Origin of the sequence: Mycobacterium kyogaense (assembly GCF_003254575.1) — a bacterium.
Taxonomy (GTDB): Bacteria; Actinomycetota; Actinomycetes; order Mycobacteriales; family Mycobacteriaceae; genus Mycobacterium; species Mycobacterium kyogaense.
On record NZ_QJUA01000071.1, the window covers coordinates 1 to 15,311 of the forward strand.

The 15,311-nt window shown below is 69.1% G+C and carries 14 protein-coding genes; 7 read left to right on the top strand and 7 right to left on the bottom strand.

All coding sequences use genetic code 11. The features are described 5' to 3' along the window. Positions 1–117: 117 nt before the first annotated feature. Positions 118–819, bottom strand: a complete 702-nt coding sequence (locus DMB80_RS26730) for a TVP38/TMEM64 family protein (protein WP_111512602.1) — start codon at positions 817–819, stop codon at positions 118–120. 39 nt (positions 820–858) lie between these two features. Between DMB80_RS26730 and DMB80_RS26735 the strand changes: the two genes are divergently transcribed. Genes DMB80_RS26735 through DMB80_RS26745 form a run of 3 tightly spaced genes read left to right on the top strand, consistent with a single transcriptional unit; the run spans position 859 to position 5,422 of the window. Further along, positions 859–1,485: a hypothetical protein gene (locus DMB80_RS26735; protein ID WP_111512593.1), complete on the top strand. Its 627-nt coding sequence runs from the start codon at positions 859–861 to the stop codon at positions 1,483–1,485. Next, positions 1,485–4,613 carry a helicase HerA domain-containing protein gene (locus DMB80_RS26740; RefSeq protein ID WP_111512594.1) on the top strand — a complete coding sequence of 1,043 codons (3,129 nt, stop codon included), beginning with the start codon at positions 1,485–1,487 and terminating at the stop codon, positions 4,611–4,613. The genes DMB80_RS26735 and DMB80_RS26740 overlap by 1 nt, the downstream gene beginning before the upstream one ends. After that, positions 4,610–5,422: a sulfurtransferase gene (locus tag DMB80_RS26745; protein ID WP_111512595.1), complete on the top strand. Its 813-nt coding sequence runs from the start codon at positions 4,610–4,612 to the stop codon at positions 5,420–5,422. Before DMB80_RS26740 ends, DMB80_RS26745 begins: the two co-directional genes overlap by 4 nt. On the opposite strand, the gene DMB80_RS26750 is transcribed toward DMB80_RS26745, so the two are convergent. Together DMB80_RS26750 and DMB80_RS26755 are read right to left on the bottom strand one after the other, a co-directional pair. Next, the gene (locus DMB80_RS26750; RefSeq protein WP_111512596.1) at positions 5,393–6,775 is read right to left on the bottom strand and encodes an APC family permease; all 1,383 of its coding nucleotides are present in this window, start codon (positions 6,773–6,775) and stop codon (positions 5,393–5,395) included. The two genes, DMB80_RS26745 and DMB80_RS26750, sit on opposite strands and share 30 nt — an antisense overlap. Next, positions 6,772–8,412 carry an amidohydrolase gene (locus tag DMB80_RS26755; protein ID WP_111512597.1) on the bottom strand — a complete coding sequence of 547 codons (1,641 nt, stop codon included), beginning with the start codon at positions 8,410–8,412 and terminating at the stop codon, positions 6,772–6,774. Before DMB80_RS26755 ends, DMB80_RS26750 begins: the two co-directional genes overlap by 4 nt. A gap of 93 nt (positions 8,413–8,505) precedes the next feature. On the opposite strand from DMB80_RS26755, the gene DMB80_RS26760 reads away from it, so the two are divergent. Next, complete coding sequence (locus tag DMB80_RS26760) at positions 8,506–9,102, top strand: TetR/AcrR family transcriptional regulator (RefSeq protein WP_111512603.1); 597 nt, start codon at positions 8,506–8,508, stop codon at positions 9,100–9,102. A 7-nt stretch (positions 9,103–9,109) separates the two neighbouring features. Here DMB80_RS26760 and DMB80_RS26765 read toward each other — a convergent pair whose 3' ends face one another. After that, the gene (locus tag DMB80_RS26765; protein ID WP_111512598.1) at positions 9,110–9,862 is read right to left on the bottom strand and encodes an SDR family NAD(P)-dependent oxidoreductase; all 753 of its coding nucleotides are present in this window, start codon (positions 9,860–9,862) and stop codon (positions 9,110–9,112) included. Positions 9,863–9,874: 12 nt separating this feature from the next. Then, on the bottom strand, positions 9,875–10,888 hold the full coding sequence (locus DMB80_RS26770) for an acetamidase/formamidase family protein (protein WP_111512604.1): 1,014 nt from the start codon (positions 10,886–10,888) through the stop codon (positions 9,875–9,877). A gap of 48 nt (positions 10,889–10,936) precedes the next feature. Here DMB80_RS26770 and DMB80_RS26775 point away from each other — a divergent pair, with 48 nt between their 5' ends. Together DMB80_RS26775 and DMB80_RS26780 are read left to right on the top strand one after the other, a co-directional pair. Continuing rightward, complete coding sequence (locus DMB80_RS26775) at positions 10,937–11,368, top strand: nitroreductase family deazaflavin-dependent oxidoreductase (RefSeq protein ID WP_240431408.1); 432 nt, start codon at positions 10,937–10,939, stop codon at positions 11,366–11,368. Positions 11,369–11,422: 54 nt separating this feature from the next. Further along, positions 11,423–12,295, top strand: coding sequence for a DUF4344 domain-containing metallopeptidase (locus DMB80_RS26780; RefSeq protein WP_111512599.1), 873 nt, complete (start codon positions 11,423–11,425; stop codon positions 12,293–12,295). Here DMB80_RS26780 and DMB80_RS26785 read toward each other — a convergent pair whose 3' ends face one another. Both DMB80_RS26785 and DMB80_RS26790 read right to left on the bottom strand, forming a co-directional pair. Then, positions 12,296–13,309 carry an esterase family protein gene (locus DMB80_RS26785; RefSeq protein ID WP_111512606.1) on the bottom strand — a complete coding sequence of 338 codons (1,014 nt, stop codon included), beginning with the start codon at positions 13,307–13,309 and terminating at the stop codon, positions 12,296–12,298. A gap of 73 nt (positions 13,310–13,382) precedes the next feature. Continuing rightward, positions 13,383–14,654: a multidrug effflux MFS transporter gene (locus DMB80_RS26790; protein WP_111512600.1), complete on the bottom strand. Its 1,272-nt coding sequence runs from the start codon at positions 14,652–14,654 to the stop codon at positions 13,383–13,385. Positions 14,655–14,719: 65 nt separating this feature from the next. Here DMB80_RS26790 and DMB80_RS26795 point away from each other — a divergent pair, with 65 nt between their 5' ends. Beyond that, positions 14,720–15,169 (top strand): MarR family winged helix-turn-helix transcriptional regulator, encoded by a 450-nt coding sequence (locus DMB80_RS26795; RefSeq protein ID WP_162938726.1) that lies wholly within the window; start codon positions 14,720–14,722, stop codon positions 15,167–15,169. Positions 15,170–15,311 lie beyond the last annotated feature (142 nt).

Here is a 15,311-nt window from a genome sequence, read left to right on the forward strand (position 1 = left end):
ACTCGTACGCTGAATCTTCACTGGGGCCTCCCACAGTTGTGGCTCTACCGGCCAGGACCCAATTCCTGACGGCAACCCACGTTCACATGTGGTGAGGCCCCAGCCTCCCCATACCGTCTATTCCGCGGGGGTGGGGGGCGGCTTCGACCGCCACGCCCGCCACCCACGATGGGCGGCATACGCTCCGGCGCCTGCCGTCAGGCACCACACCACGATCGCCGCGATCAGCAGCGGCGCCGAGAACGAGCCGAGCGTCGAGCCCAGCGCCGTGTAGGCGAACGCCTTGGGCGCCGAACCGATCACTGCGCCGGCCGCCATCTGCCACACCGGGACCCCGAAGGCGCCGAACGTGTAGGACGCCAGCGCGTCGTTGATGCCCGGCACGAAGCGTTGCCCGACCACGGCCCACAGCCCGCCACGGCGGATCAGCGCGTCCACCCTCGCGGAGCGCTCCGGACCCAGCAGCGCGTGGGCACTGTCCCGGCCGGCGCGCCGCCCCGCCACCGACGTCAACACCGCCGAGCCGACAGTGGCGCCCAACGTGACGAACGTGCCCAGCACCGGTCCGAACAGGAAACCGCTGCCGCCGGCCAGCAGCGGCCCGGGCACCAGCACCGCGCCCAGGACCGAAGACACCGCGACGTAGACCAGCGGCGCCAGCGGGCCGGCCGACTCGATGAACGTGCGCACCTCGGCGACGTCGATGACCTGGCGTATCGCGGTCAGGTAGAACAACACGCCCAAGACCGCGACGAACAGCGCAAGCCGCACGATGTGGCGGCGTCGCGACGTCTCCGGGGTGCCTTCGGGGTCAACCATGCCGAGAGCCATCCTGCCGTAGCCCGTTAAGTTGGCAGGGTGACTGCAACGCCGGGGGAGCTGACGGGCACCGAACGCGCAGTGCTGCTGGTACTGATGGCGCGGGCCCGGCCCGTGCCGAACTCCGAGCTGGCGGCCCTGGGCCCCGCGCTGGACAAACCGGGCCGCGAAAAACTGAACCGGTTGGCGTTGATCGATTCCGCGCGCGTCGGCAACCGGTACGTCCACGAGCTGACCGACCGGGGCTGGCGCATGTGCCGCGAACTGCTCGACGCGCCGCCACCTGCGCGGGCCACCGGTCCGGCGAAGGCGCTGCAGACGATCCTCGCGGGGTTGGGACGCTACCTCGAGACCGCGCACCTGAGCCTGGCCGACGTGTTCGGCGAGACGGCCCCGCCCCCGGATGCGCCCACCGTCGAGGACCGTATCCGCGCGGTCTATACCGAGTTGGCGCCACGGCCGGGTGGCTGGGTGCCGCTGCGCCGGCTGCGCGCCGAGCTCGACGTGCCACGCGACGCCGTCGACGCCGCGCTGACCACGCTGCATCGCACCCCCGGGGTGAGCGTGATCCCCGAGGAGAACCAGAAACAGCTGACCGACGAGGACCGCGCCGCCGCCGTTCTCATCGGTGACCGGCCCAAACACCTGATCGCGATCGAGGCCTGATGGACGTTTCGCAGCGGGAAGCGCTGACCGCGCTGCGCCTCACCTGGGCGCCGACCAGCGACGACCTGTGGCGCCCGCAGGCCGCCACTCATGTCAGCGGGCTCAACGACGCCGCGGTCGACGACGTGATGGCGGCCTTCGGCGACGCCCGTGCCGATCCCGAATCGTCGCCGCTGGGCGTCGTGATCCGCGGGCCCGCCGGCTCCGGCAAGACCCATCTGCTGGGCCAGATCCGGGAACGCGTGCAGGCTGACGGCGGTTTCTTCTTCGTCGTCGAACTGCTCGACGCGGCCAGCTTCTGGGAATCGGTGCGCAGCGGCGTGCTGGAGAGCCTCGGCAGGCCAGGACATCGGCTGGAGACCCAGCTCAAGGACGTGCTGTGGGAGCTGGCATCGCTGGCGCATGTCTCGCGCGCGGACCGGCGCGCGCTGGTCGGCGACGACGACCTCGACGCCGAGACGCTGTACCGCTTCGTGATGGCGCTGGCCAAGCAGCCGTCGGCGAAAGAGACGGTGCGGCAATGCCATCAGGCGCTGCGTGCGCTGGTGCTGGTGGCGTCCAACGACTTCATGGCCCACGACATCGGCGAGGGCTTCCTGCAGGGCAGTGAGGAATTCACCGCTGAGGAGCGCGGACCCTGGGGACTGCGGGCGGCGCCGGGCTCGGCCCAGGAGTGTGTGCGCGACGTCGCCCGGCTGGTGGCGCTGGCGGGCCCGGCGGTGCTGGCCGTGGACCAGATCGACACGCTGATCGCGCAATCACTGGCTGCCACAGGTCAATCCGCCTCCGACGACCGCCGGGACGATCGGGTGCTCGAACAGGTCGCCCACGGGTTGATGGCGGTGCGGCAGACCATGCGGCGCACCGTGCCGGTCGTGGCGTGCCTGCCCGCGGTGTGGGAACACATCCGGGACACCGCGACAGCGAGTGTGGCCGACCGCTTCCGGGTCACCGGCGTGCTCACGCCGCTGCCCACCGCCGACATCGGGCGCGCGATCCTCGAGCGTCGCTTCACCGCGAGCTACCGCGCGGTCGGGTTCACGCCGCCGTACCCCAGCTGGCCGATCGCGCCCGAGGCGTTCGACGAGGCGCCGTCTTACACGCCGCGGCAGCTGCTGATCCGCGCCGACACCCACGTCCGCGAATGCCTCAAGCACGGCGACGTCGTCGAACTGCACCACCTGGCGGGTGATGACGTCACGTGGGAACAGGTGCCGGACAACGATTCCGGTCAGGAGTCCGCGGTCCTCGATCGGCGCTTCGCCGAGTACCGCAGGCGCGCGGTGCCCGCGGCGGCGACCGCGTCCGACGGTGAGGACATCACGATGCCCGAGCTGCTCGGCGCCGCGCTGACGGCGTGGATCGCCGAGCGCGACGGCGAGCAGACCTTCGCCTGCGACCCGCCGCCCGGCACGCATGTCACGCTGCACGCTCGGCTGCGCGAGACACTGGACAGCGCCACCGAGGACGAACGGCACTGGGCGTTTCGCGCCGTCGCGGCCGACAACGCCAGCGCCGCGCTCAGTCGGGTCCGAAAAGCCGTCACCGCAGCCGGTTTCGGACCGGGGGCGGGCCGGCGCCAGCTGTACCTGATCCGTAACACGCCGTGGCCCACCGGGAAGAAGACCGCCGAGGAGATCGCGGCGTTCCACGCATGGGGCGGCGCGACCGTGCCGGTGTCCGAGGACGATGTGCGCACGATGGCCGCACTGCGGGACCTGTTCACCGAAGACGACCCCGGGCTGGCGGCGTGGCTCCGGACGCGCCGACCTGCGCACCGGATGACGCTGCTCGCGGAGACCCTCGGCGACGGTGTGGCTGAAGACGGTCCCGAATTCGCTTCGGACAGTGATGTTGTGACCGAGCCGGCGGACGAGGCACCCGCTGTCGACGTCCCCGACGACGAGGTGCCGCTCGGTCGCGATCTGCACAGCGGAGAACCTGTGACGATCCCGATGTCGGCGCTGCGCAAGCACGTCGCGGTCTTCGCCGGATCGGGCTCGGGGAAGACGGTCCTGATCCGACGGCTGGTCGAGGAGTGCGCGCTACGCGGCGTGTCCTCGATCGTGCTGGACCCCAACAACGATCTCTCCCGGCTCGGGACCGAATGGCCCCAGAAGCCCGACGGTTGGCAGCGCGCCGACGACGACCGCGCCGAGGACTACCTGCGCTCCACCGAGGTCACGGTCTGGACGCCGCGGCGCACCAACGGCCGCCCGCTGTCCTTCCAACCGCTGCCCGACTTCGCCAGTGTCGTCGACGACCACGACGAGTTCTACGAGGCCGTCGAAGCGGCGTGCTCGGCCCTGGAACCTCAAGCACTGATCACCGGCAAGACGCAGAAGGCCACCCGCGCGCGAGCGGTGCTGCGAGAAGCGTTGCAGCACTACGGCAGGAAGGCCGAGCCGACGCTGGCCGGGTTCGTCCGGTTGCTGGCCGACCTGCCCGAGGACGTCAGCAACATGGCCGACGCACACGAGATAGCCGCGAACCTCTCCGAGAATCTGCGCGCCGCGATGGTCAACGACCCGTTGTTCGGCGGCGCGGGTACCCCCGTCGACCCCGGGGTCCTGCTGACCCCCTCGGACGGCTACCGCGCGCGGGTGTCGGTGATCAGCATGATCGGGCTGCCGTCCGACGAGCAGCGGCAGAGCTTCGTCAACCAACTGCAGATGGCGCTGTTCGCGTGGATCAAACGCAACCCGGCCGGGGACCGGCCACTCGGCGGTCTGCTCGTCATGGACGAGGCGCAGAACTTCGCTCCCGCACGGGGTTTCACCGCGTGCACGCGCAGCACGCTGGCTCTCTCGTCGCAGGCCCGCAAGTACGGTCTGGGGCTGGTGTTCGCCACGCAGGCGCCGAAGGGGCTCAACCTGAACATCCCCGGCAACGCGGCCACGCAGTTCTACGGACTGCTCAACGCGCCGGCGCAGATCGAGACGGCCCGCGAAATGGCCAGGGCCAAGGGCGGACTCGTCGACGACATCAGCCGGCTGCGGGCAGGAAATTTCTACGTGGCCACCGAGGGGGAGTCGTTCCACCGCGTCGTCGAACCGTGGTGCCTGTCGTTCCACCCGTCGAGCCCGCCGTCGGCCGACGAGGTGCTGGCGCTGGCGGCGCAGCGATGAGCCAGGTCTTCATCACCGCCGACGAACTGGCCGGGATGCTCGAGCGCGCCGAACCCGTGACGCTGCTCGACGTCCGGTGGTCGCTGCCCGAACCGGATGGGACCGCGGCCTATCAGCGCGCTCATCTGCCGGGCGCGGTGTACGTGTCCCTCGACGAGGAACTGTCCGACCACAGCGTCACCGGACGGGGCAGGCACCCGCTGCCGTCAGGTGCTTCGGTGCAGGCGGCCGCGCGCCGCTGGGGGGTGCGCACCGGAGTCCCGGTGGTGGTCTACGACGACTGGAACCGGGCCGGCTCGGCGCGGGCCTGGTGGGTGCTGACGGCGGCCGGCATCTCGGACGTCCGCATTCTCGACGGCGGTCTGGCCGCCTGGCGTGGTGAACTGCGTTCGGGCACCGAGGCCGTCGAGCCCGGGGACGTCATAGTGGCCCACGACGACCTGTACGCCGGTGCGCTGCCGACGGTGACGGCCGACGAGGCGACCGCGGCATCGGTACTGATCGATGCCCGCGCACCCGAACGCTTCCGCGGCGACACCGAACCCGTCGACCCGGTGGCCGGTCACATCCCGGGCGCGCGAAACGTCCCCAGCACCAGCCTGCTCGCCGAGGACGGGACGCTACGCCACGACCTGACCTCACAATTCGGCTCCGTCGGTGCACGGCCCGCGGTGTACTGCGGGTCCGGGGTCACCGCGGCTGTCGTCGTCGCCGCCCTCGCCTCGACCGGAGTGGACGCCGCGTTGTTCCCGGGGTCGTGGTCGCAGTACAGCGCGGAGTCAGTGCGCCCGGTCGCTCTCGGCGAATGAGCCCGTCTCCTCGAGATCGAGGACCGGGGTGGGCCGCCGGAAGCCACGCGTGACCACTGCCAGCCAGACGAAGCCGACGGCCAACCAGATCAACCCGATGGTCAGGGCCTCGCCGGACAGGCTCGTCCACAGCCACACCGTCAGAAGGAAACCGATGCCAGGCAGCACCACGTTGAGCACGACGTTGCGCTGGCGCTGATCGACGAAGTAGTGCTTGATCACCGACAGGTTGACCACCGAGAACGCCACCAGCGCGCCGAAGCTGACCACAGACGCCAGGATCGCGAGATCGATCACCAGCGCCAGCAGTGAGATGACGCTGACCGTGATGATCGCGTACACCGGGGTGCTGAACTTCACCGACACGTGTCCGAACACCTTGCGCGGCAGGATGCCGTCGCGGCCCATCGCGAACAGGATGCGCGCGACCGACGCCTGCGAGGTCAGCGCCGAGCCGAGCGCACCGGCGACGTAGGCGGCGGTGAAGAAGATGTTGGCGAACGACCCACCCGCGGCGAGCATCACGTCGGTCGAGCCGGTGTCGACGTCGGCGAACTGGTTGGACGGGAACACCAGCTGCGACACGTACGACAGCACGATGAAGATGATGCCCGAGACGACTGTGGCGATCATGATGGCTTGCGGCACGGTGCGTTTGGCGTCGCGCGCCTCCTCGGACAGTGTCGACACGGCGTCGAAGCCCAGGAACGACAGGCACAGGATCGCGGCGCCGGCCAGGACCGGGCTCATACCGCCGGCGCTGCCGTCGCCGGTGAAGGGTGCCATCAGATCGACGGTGCCGTAGCCGGAGATCTTCGACAGCGCCAGCGCGATGAACACCACGATGAAAATCGCCTGGATCGCGATGATCAGGAAGTTGGCCCGCGCCACCGACACGATGCCGACGATGTTGAGCACGGTGACGATCGCGATGGAGACGAGCACGATCACCCACGCGGGAAGCGCGGGGACGGCGGCGTTCAGATACAGCCCGATCACCAGGTAGTTCAGCATCGGCAGGAACAGGTAATCGAGCAGCAGCGACCAACCGGCGAGGAAGCCGACAGGAGCGCCGAAGGTGCGCTGCGTGTACGTGTAGGCAGAACCGGCGACGGGGATCGCGCCGGCCATCCGGGCGTACGACAGCGCCGTGAACACCATCGCGATGGTGGTCACCACGTACGACGTCGGCACCCGGCCGCCGGAGGTCTCGGTGACGATTCCATAGGTGGTGAACACCGTCAGCGGCACCATGTACACGAGACCGAACAGCACCAGCGACGGCAGGCCCAGTGCCCGTTTCAGATGACCCTCATGGGGGTCGGCGAGGAACGCGCCCGAATCTGTGCTCATGTCAGCTCTCTTTCGTTCTCGGCGCGGTAGGCCGGTGCGCCGCGCAGGTAGGTGGCGCGGACACCGACACCGGGGAGATCCAGCGGCGGCACGGCCCGTGGGTCGCGATCCAGCCATACCAGGTCGGCGCTGGCCGCCGGGGCGATAACGCCCCAATCGTTATCGGCGAACGCCTGATTCGCAACGCCGGCGGTATACGCCGACAGCGCCCGCTCCACCGGCAGGATCTCGTGTGGCGTCCAGCCGCCCTCCGGCTCACCCCCGGAGGTGCGTCGCGATGTGGCGACGGCGATGCCGTCCAGCGGCGCGCCGGAGGACACCGGCCAGTCCGAGCCGAAACCCAGCGGTGCGCCGGAAGTGTCCAGCGTGCGGATCGGGTACTGGCGGTCCGCACGTTCGGTGCCCAACCGGGGCACCGTGAGGACCGTCATCAGCGCGTCCAGCTGTGCCCACAGCGGCTGCATGTTCGGAATCACCCCGAGCGCGGCGAACCGGGCCAGATCGGCATCGTCGATGAGCTGGCAATGAGCGATCACCGGCCGGCGATCACGCGGACCATTCTGTGCCACAACGTGTTCGATGGCATCGAGTGCCTGCCGCACCGCCGCATCGCCGATCGCGTGGATGTGGATCTGCAGACCGAGCTCGTCGGCGCGGCGGGCGGCCTCGGCCAGCGAGTCGCCCTCCCAGTTCCGCATTCCGCGGTTCTCGTGGGAGTGCAGGCCCGAGCAGTACGGCTGTAGCAGAGCGCCCGTCTCGTTCTCCACCACTCCGTCGGCGAAGAACTTCACGGTGTTGGCGGTGAGCAACGGGTTCGCGGCCTCGGCCACCATGCGCTGCTGCTCGGCGAACTGGGCGACCTGACTGTCGAAGTGGCGAGGATCGCCGTAGAGCGCCAGGTTGAACCGCATCCGCAGGGCGCCGCGGCGGGCCGCCTCGACATAGGTCGCGACATCGGCCGGCTCGACCCAGGCGTCCTGCACCCACGTCACACCGCGGGCGAGGTAGTAGTCGGCAGCGGTGCCGAGCGCCCCGATGCGGAGCTCCTCGTCGCGGGCGGGCATCACGTTCATCACGAGATCCGTTGCGCCCCACTCGCGCAGCGTGCCGAGCACGGATCCGTCCTCGCGGTGCGGGATCTCGCCGAGCGCCGGGTCGGGGGTGTCGGCGGTGATTCCCGCGCGTTGCAGGGCGGCGCTGTTGCACCACACCGTGTGGTAGTCCCATGCGCGCAGCACCACTGGCCTATCGGGCACGGCCGCGTCGAGCCACCGCGCATCGAACAACCCGCCGGGGGCGAGGCTGCCGTCGTAGGAGGCGCCGACGATCCACTCCTCGTCGGGATTGTCCTCGGCGTACTGCTTGACGGCGAGCACGATCTCGTCGACCGAGGTGCACGGCCGCACGGCAGGTCCGACCGCTTCCAGGCCGCCGTAGAGCGGATGGGCATGCCCGTCGCCGAAGGACGGCATCAGGAAGCCGCCCTCGAGATCGACCGTCTCCGCCTCGGCCGCGCGGGCTCGCGCGTCGTCGCCGAGGGCGGCGACGGCGCCGTCGACGACGAGGACGGCGTCGGTCTCCTGGGGGGCATGGCCGCCCGTCCACACCGTGCCGCCGGTGAACAGTGTCGCGCTCACGCGATTGCCAGAATGATCATCGGACTCCTAAAACGAATGAAGTTCGTTTATTGTGAACTGACTCACCCGACCGTGCAAGAGGGGAGCACGAACGTGGGCCGACCCCGGACGCCTCTGCTCTCGACCGAGCGCATCGCCGAGGCCGCCCTGGAGCTGGTCGTCAGCACCGGCGGATTCACCATCGCGGGCCTGGCACGCAAGCTGAGGGTGCAGCCGTCCTCGCTCTACAACCATGTCAGCGGCCGCGACGACGTCGTCGAACTCCTACGGGAACGGGCGATGTCGGATGTCGAACTGCCTGTCGACGATCCCGAGCGGCCGTGGCGGGACGTGGTCGCCGACATCGCGCGCTCCTACCGCCGCAGCTTCGCCCGCTACCCCCAGCTGATCCCGCTGCTCACCGAGTACGCGGTGAACAGCCCACAGGCGATCACGATGTACAACGCGCTGGCGGCCACGCTCACCCGGGCCGGCTTCGATCCCGCCGACACCCTGCGCTCGATCACGCTGGTGGACTCCTACGTGCTCGGTTCCGCGCTCGATGTCGCCGCCCCCGACCAGCCGTGGCGCCATCGCGCCGAAGTCGGGCCGGAACTGGCCGCCGCGCTGGAGACCGGCTCGCCGAAACCGCAGCGCGCCGACGACGCGTTCGAGTTCGGGCTGGCGGTGCTGTTGCGCGGACTCGGGTGACGGGCGCTCAGAACTGCACGCCGCGCGTCAGCGCTCCGTCGACCACGAGATTGGTGCCGGTGATGAAGCTGGCTGCCGCGCTGCTCAGGAACACCACCGCGTTGGCCACCTCCTGCGGTGTGGCCATCCGGCCGGTCGGGTTCAGCGCGAGCGCCTCGGCGAACAATTCGGGGTTCTCGGTCTCGATCGTCGGCCACACTCCGCCGGGGAAGTACGTGTTGCCCGGGCTGACGGTGTTGGCGCGGACGCCCTGGGCGGCCAGCTTGTAGGCGAGGCCCTGGGTGTAGTGGATGATCGCCGCCTTCATCGTTCCGTACGGCCCGGCCGCGAAATCCACCTCGCGACCCGACACGCTGGAAATCGTGACGATGGAACCGGATTCGCCGGCGAGCAGGTGAGGCAGCGCCGCGTCGACGAGACCGATCGTGCCCATCAGGTCGACCTCGAACGTCGTCCGCCAATTCTCCGGTGACTCCGGGATCGCCAGCGCGCTGACATTCGCGACCACCCCGTCGAGCCCACCGAACGCCTCGGCCGTCGCATCCACCCACGCGGTCAACGCCGCCGTATCGCCCACGTCGACCGCGGAACCTCTGGCGTTCGAGCCCAGTTCCTTCTGCGCGTCGGCGACAGCCTCCGGTGTCCGCGCGCAATAAGCGACGCTGGCGCCCTCGGCGAGCAGACCCTCCACGACCGCGCGGCCGATGCCGCGGGTACCGCCGGTGACCGCGAAGCGCTTTCCCGCCAGCCCGAGATCCATGCGCGTCCTCCTCTAGTACGTGATGGTGCCGAATGCCCTTGTCGCTGAACGCATCTCCTGATGCACGCCGCCGAAAGCGGCAGCAGCGGGCAGCAGTCGCTTGTCGACCTTGGTGACCGAACTGTAGTTCGTGTCGACGACGTTGGCGATCGGTGCGAGCGAGATCTGGGTCAGCAGCTGGTAGGCGTCGAGACGGTCCAGTCCGTACAGCTCACCCAGCCACGTGATCATCTCCACCTGGCCGGCCCGCCACGCCTCCTCCAGCGGGCGACCCGAGCCCACACACATCAGATGCGTGTCGGACTCGATCCGCGGCCACGCCGGCCCACCACCTTTCACCAGCCCGACGATCGCGGTCACGTTCATCGCACCCTCGACCGCGGTGCCGCACGACTCGCCCTCGCCCTGTCGGTAATGGCCGTCGCCGAGGGAGAACAGGGCGCCGGGCACGTTGACCCGCAGATAACAGGTCGCACCCGCTCTCATCTCCGGGGTGTCCATGTTGCCGCCGAACACGTCGGGCACCAGCGACGTCCGCACCTCCCGGCGGGCGGGTGCGACTCCGACCGTGCCGAGCATCGGGTTGGCCGGCAGCTCGAGCTCGAAGTCGCTGCCGTGCGCGGAGAATGCGACAGTGTCGGCCGCGGAGTCGTACTCGTAGATGTAGGTGCGTTCGGGCAGCGGGTCCTGCAGCGTCGGGCTGACCGGAACGCTGGTCAGCCCGCCGAAGAACGGAATCAGCGTGGACGCGCCCCACGTGCGCGCGGGCGTCAGGTCGACGAGATGGACGACGAGAGTGTCACCGGGTTCGGCCCCCTCGATCCAGAACGGCCCGGTCTGCGGGTTGAGATCCTCGGTGTCCAATGCGGTGGTCGCGACATCCGCGGCGCTGGTGATCCGGCCCCCGTAGGCATCCTCGGTCCACAGCGTCAGCACCGTCGGCGGCGTGATCCTCAAGACCGGCGCCGCGCCGCCGAACGTGTAGGCCATCTGGTCGGCGGTCGGGATGAAAGTGACGTGATCCATGCTCGCCATCCTCGTCCGGCGCGGCGCGCGCCGCCATAAGATCGGGGCATGGCCGATGAGATGAGCGGAGAGCGCGACTTCAATCAGCGCAACATCGACGAATTCCGGGCCAACGGCGGCAAGGTGGGCGGCCAGTTCGAAGGCTTCCCGCTGTTGCTGTTGACCTCGACCGGCGCCAAGAGTGGTCAGCAACGGGTGAACCCGGTTGCCTACTTCGAGTTCGACGATGCCATCTACATCGTCGGGTCTGCGGCGGGAAGGGACTCAGATCCCGCATGGGCGTTCAACATTCGGGCGCATCCGGACGCACAGGTCGAGATCGGCTCCGATCCGCCGCGGCCGGTGCGGGCCCGTGAACTACCGCGCGAGGAACGCGACCGCCTCTACCCACGGGTGGTCGAGCAGGCGCCCGGATTCGGCGACTACGAGAAGCGGACCGACCGCATCATCCCGATCTTCGAACTGGTGCGCGCCGGCTGAGGTGTTTGCGGTAACCGGCCTCGGCGGGCGCGCCCGTGTGCGACGGTATGCACCATGCGCGTATGGGGGATCGTGTTGTTGACTGTCGGACTCGTCGCGGGGTGCAGCAGCAGTCCGTCCCCGTCCCCGTCATCGGCGCCTCCGGCTGCGAAAGCCTCGGGTGTGCCCCAGGACCCGCAGACGAACGAGGATGCCGACGGCACAGACGGCGTACCGGGTGACGGCCGGATGATCGTCACCTACGAGGACGCGACGACGCCCGACGCGGCCGCCGGACGTGCGCTGCTCCAAGACAACACGGTGCTCGACGACCTCGCCGCCGACATCAACGAATCCCTGTATCTGCCGCACGACATCACCCTGCGCGGCGCCCAGTGTGACGAGCCGAATGCGTTCTGGGACGCGAGAGCCGAAAGCATCACGCTGTGTTACGAGGACGCGGATTCGGCCAAGAAGGTGTTCACCGCGCTAGGTGATCCCGACCCGACGGCGGCAGCCGTCAACTCCGAGTACGCGACGTTCTACCACGAGGTCGGCCACATGGCGATCAGCATCTACGATCTGCCGATCACCGGCCGGGAAGAAGACGTCGCCGATCAACTCGCGGCGTTCGTCCTGCTGCAGCCAGGGGACGACGGCAAACCCGATCCCGAATCCGTCAAGGCTGTCAAGGATTTCGCCAGCACCTTCGAGGCCTCGGGCGCTGAACGCGAGCAACTCGGCGCTGCCGACTTCGCGGATGTGCACTCACTCGACGAGACGCGGATGTTCAACCTGCAGTGCTGGATCTACGGCGCGGACCCTGAGGCCGGTGCCGATCTCGTGACGTCCGGCCAGTTGCCGGAAGGCCGAGCCGACGGCTGCGCCGACGAATGGAACCAGCTCGACAACGCGTGGTCGACCCTGCTGGACCCGCACCTGAAGTGATCAGCGCGGCGCCGGTGCCGCCGGGGGTTGTGGGGGGAGAGGCAGTGGAGCCGGTGGCGGCGGAGGCGGCGGTGGCGCCAGCAGCCGGACGATGTCGGGTTTCATCTGCTGCAGTTGCGCACCCCAGTACCCCCAGCTGTGGGTGCCGTTGGGCGGGAAGTTGAAGACCGCGTTGCGTCCGCCCGCGGCGATGTACTTATCGCGGAACTCCTTGTTCGTCGCGATCGTGATCGTCTCCAACGAGCCCGCACTGAGGTTGATGCCCAGATCCGTGCCGGTGTCCAGGTCGGAAGCGACGCCGTTGCCGCAGTAGATCCACAGCGCGGTGCGGTTGGCAACGAGCCGGTTGATGTTGAGCATCGGATCGGCCCGCTTCCAGGCCGGTGAGCCCGACGGCCCCCACATGTCGAAGGAGTCGAAACCGCCCGCGTCCTGCATCGCGATGTCGATGAGTGGTGGCCAGAACTTCTGCGACGGCGCCAGATAGCCCGACAGAGAAGCCGCGAACTTGAACTGACGCGGGTAATAGGCGGCCATCGTCAACGCCGCACCGCCCGACATCGACAGGCCCACAACGGCATTGCCGAACGGATCCTGCCCGCGGTTGGCGGCGAGCCACGTCGGCAGCTCGTTGGTCAGGAATGTCTCCCACTTGTAGGTCAGGACGCCGTTGCGGTTCTTGGCCGGGCGGTACCAGTCGGCGTAGAAGCTGGACTGCCCGCCGACCGGCATGATCACCGACACCCCGGACTCGTGGAACCACTCGAACGCGGCGGTGTTGATGTCCCAGCCGTTGAAGTCGTCCTGCGCGCGTAGGCCGTCGAGCAGCAGCACCGAATGCGGGCCCCCGCCCTGGAATTCGACGCGGATCGTGCGGCCCATCGACGGCGACGGCACATCGAGCTGTTCGATGGGCAGGCCCTCGCGGGAGAACGCGTGCGCCTGCGGGGTGACGGTCAGTGCGGTGGCGGCGAGCAGCGCCGCGACGGCGATGCGCCGGAACCGCTGGCCCAAAGAGATCACGCGCGCGAACCTATTCGCGACGCGGGCGCAGAGCTCGGGGGCACGCGGGGCGGTGACCGGGTTGTTATCCACCCGCGATTTCGGCGTGTTCGTCGTCGCTCAGCGACGATGAGCACGCCGAAATCGCCGGAGAAGCGCTGAGGAAGCCCAGGACGGCCACCGTTGCGGCGCACACCATCGCGATACCCAGCGGTGTCGCGGTGTGCTCACCGCCGAGGCCGACGAGCGGCGACACCACGGCGGCGAGCCCGAACTGTGTGGCACCGAGCAGCGCCGACGCGGTGCCTGCCGCCCTCGGCGCGGCGGACAACGCCAGCGCCGTGGTGTTGCCGAAGACCAGACCCATGCCTGCGACGGAGAAGAAGAGCGGCGACGCGAGCCAGCCCGCGGGGACGCCGGATAGAGCGAGCATCAGCACCGCGATGCTGGCCGTCACGATGATCGCGAGGCCGACGCCGGCCAACCGGCGCGGCTCGACGCGCGCGGCCAGCCGCGCACTCACCGCGCTCATCAGCAGCAGCCCGCAGGCGTTGACCCCGAACATCGCCCCGTACTGCGCAGAGCTGAGGCCCATCATCGTCTGGTAGATGAACGGCGACGCCGAGATGTAGCCCATCATCACCGCGAACGCGAAGCCGAATGTGACCAGATGGCCGAGGTATTCGCGGCGGGCCAGATCCCGCAGCGGCGAGCCCTCGGTGGCCCTGTTCGCGCGCAGCGTGGCGCGGCGTTCCTCGGTGTGGGTTTCGCGGATCACGACCAGCGCGGCGACGAGCATGGCCACGACGAGGGTCAGGATGACTGCCAGCGCGCCGCGCCAGCCCAACGGTTGCACCAGGAAGCCGCCTGCCAGCGGCGCGGCGATCGGGGCGACGCCGCCGACGATCATCATCAGGCTGAACGCCCGTGCCGCGGCTCTTCCGGTGGCCAGGTCCGAGATGATCGCCCGGCCGATCACCATGCCCGCTGCACCCGTGAGCCCCTGTGCGAGCCGGGCCGCGACCAGCACCTCGATCGTGGGGGCGACGACGGCGACCACGCTGGCGAGCACGCACACCGCGGCCCCGAACACCAGCGGCTTGACCCGCCCGTAGCGATCCGAGAGCGGCCCGAACACCAACTGCCCTGCTGCCAGGCCGAGGAGGAACGCGGTGAGTGTCAGTTGCACATTCGTCGGGGACGTGTGCAGGTCGTCGACCATCTGCGGGAAGGCGGGAAGGTAGAGGTCGGTGGCGAACGGAGCGACGGCCGACAGCAGCGCGAGCGTGACGAGCAGCCCGGCGGTGATCTGCGGCGGCGCAGTCCGGCGTGCCGGCGCGTCGACGGTGGAGGTCATGGAATCTCCCGATGTGGTTATCAGAGTATAATTATCAATACATAACTATCAGGTATGGTGGATTCGTGCAAGCCCGCCAACCCCGCGCCGAGCAACTCGCGGATCTCGCCGACGTCGTCATGTCCGTCGCGCGCGCGGTCAGGTCGCAGGCCGCGGCGGATCCCGATGTCGTCGAACTGTCGGCGACCGAGGTGACGGTGCTGCGCTACATCGACCATCACCCCGACGTCAGCGCCGGCACCGTTGCTGCCGGAACCGGCCTACAACGCAGCAACCTGAGTCGGGCGCTGCGCGACCTCGAGGCCAAGGGGCTGGTGAGCCGATCGGCTGACCCGACCGACAGCCGTCAGGTCGTCTTGCGCTCGACCCGCCGCGCCGCGGAGAACCTGGCGCGCCTTCGTACGATCTGGGCGAGGCTGCTCGGCGATGCCCTCGCGGCGTCGGGGGAGGAGCACGACCTCGCCTCGACGCTGACGCTGCTGCGTGCGCTCGAGAGCGGATTTCGGCGTGTTTGAGATCGCTGAGCGACGTGTTCTGTTCGGGGACATCGCTGACAGTTGTATGTCTCGGGACATCGCTGACACCTGAGTAGGGCTGGACCAGCATGGTTCATGGCCCAGAAGGTGACGGCGATGGATATCCGGATGGCGGCTGCCC

Bases quoted from the DNA above. Each gene is read 5' to 3' on its own strand.
- DMB80_RS26730 (WP_111512602.1), bottom strand. From the start codon at position 819: ATGGTTGACCCCGAAGGCACCCCGGAGACGTCGCGACGCCGCCACATC.
- DMB80_RS26740 (WP_111512594.1), top strand. From the start codon at position 1,485: ATGGACGTTTCGCAGCGGGAAGCGCTGACCGCGCTGCGCCTCACCTGG.
- DMB80_RS26745 (WP_111512595.1), top strand. From the start codon at position 4,610: ATGAGCCAGGTCTTCATCACCGCCGACGAACTGGCCGGGATGCTCGAG.
- DMB80_RS26750 (WP_111512596.1), bottom strand. From the start codon at position 6,775: ATGAGCACAGATTCGGGCGCGTTCCTCGCCGACCCCCATGAGGGTCAT.
- DMB80_RS26765 (WP_111512598.1), bottom strand. From the start codon at position 9,862: ATGGATCTCGGGCTGGCGGGAAAGCGCTTCGCGGTCACCGGCGGTACC.
- DMB80_RS26770 (WP_111512604.1), bottom strand. From the start codon at position 10,888: ATGGATCACGTCACTTTCATCCCGACCGCCGACCAGATGGCCTACACG.
- DMB80_RS26775 (WP_240431408.1), top strand. From the start codon at position 10,937: ATGGCCGATGAGATGAGCGGAGAGCGCGACTTCAATCAGCGCAACATC.
- DMB80_RS26780 (WP_111512599.1), top strand. From the start codon at position 11,423: ATGCGCGTATGGGGGATCGTGTTGTTGACTGTCGGACTCGTCGCGGGG.
- DMB80_RS26790 (WP_111512600.1), bottom strand. From the start codon at position 14,654: ATGACCTCCACCGTCGACGCGCCGGCACGCCGGACTGCGCCGCCGCAG.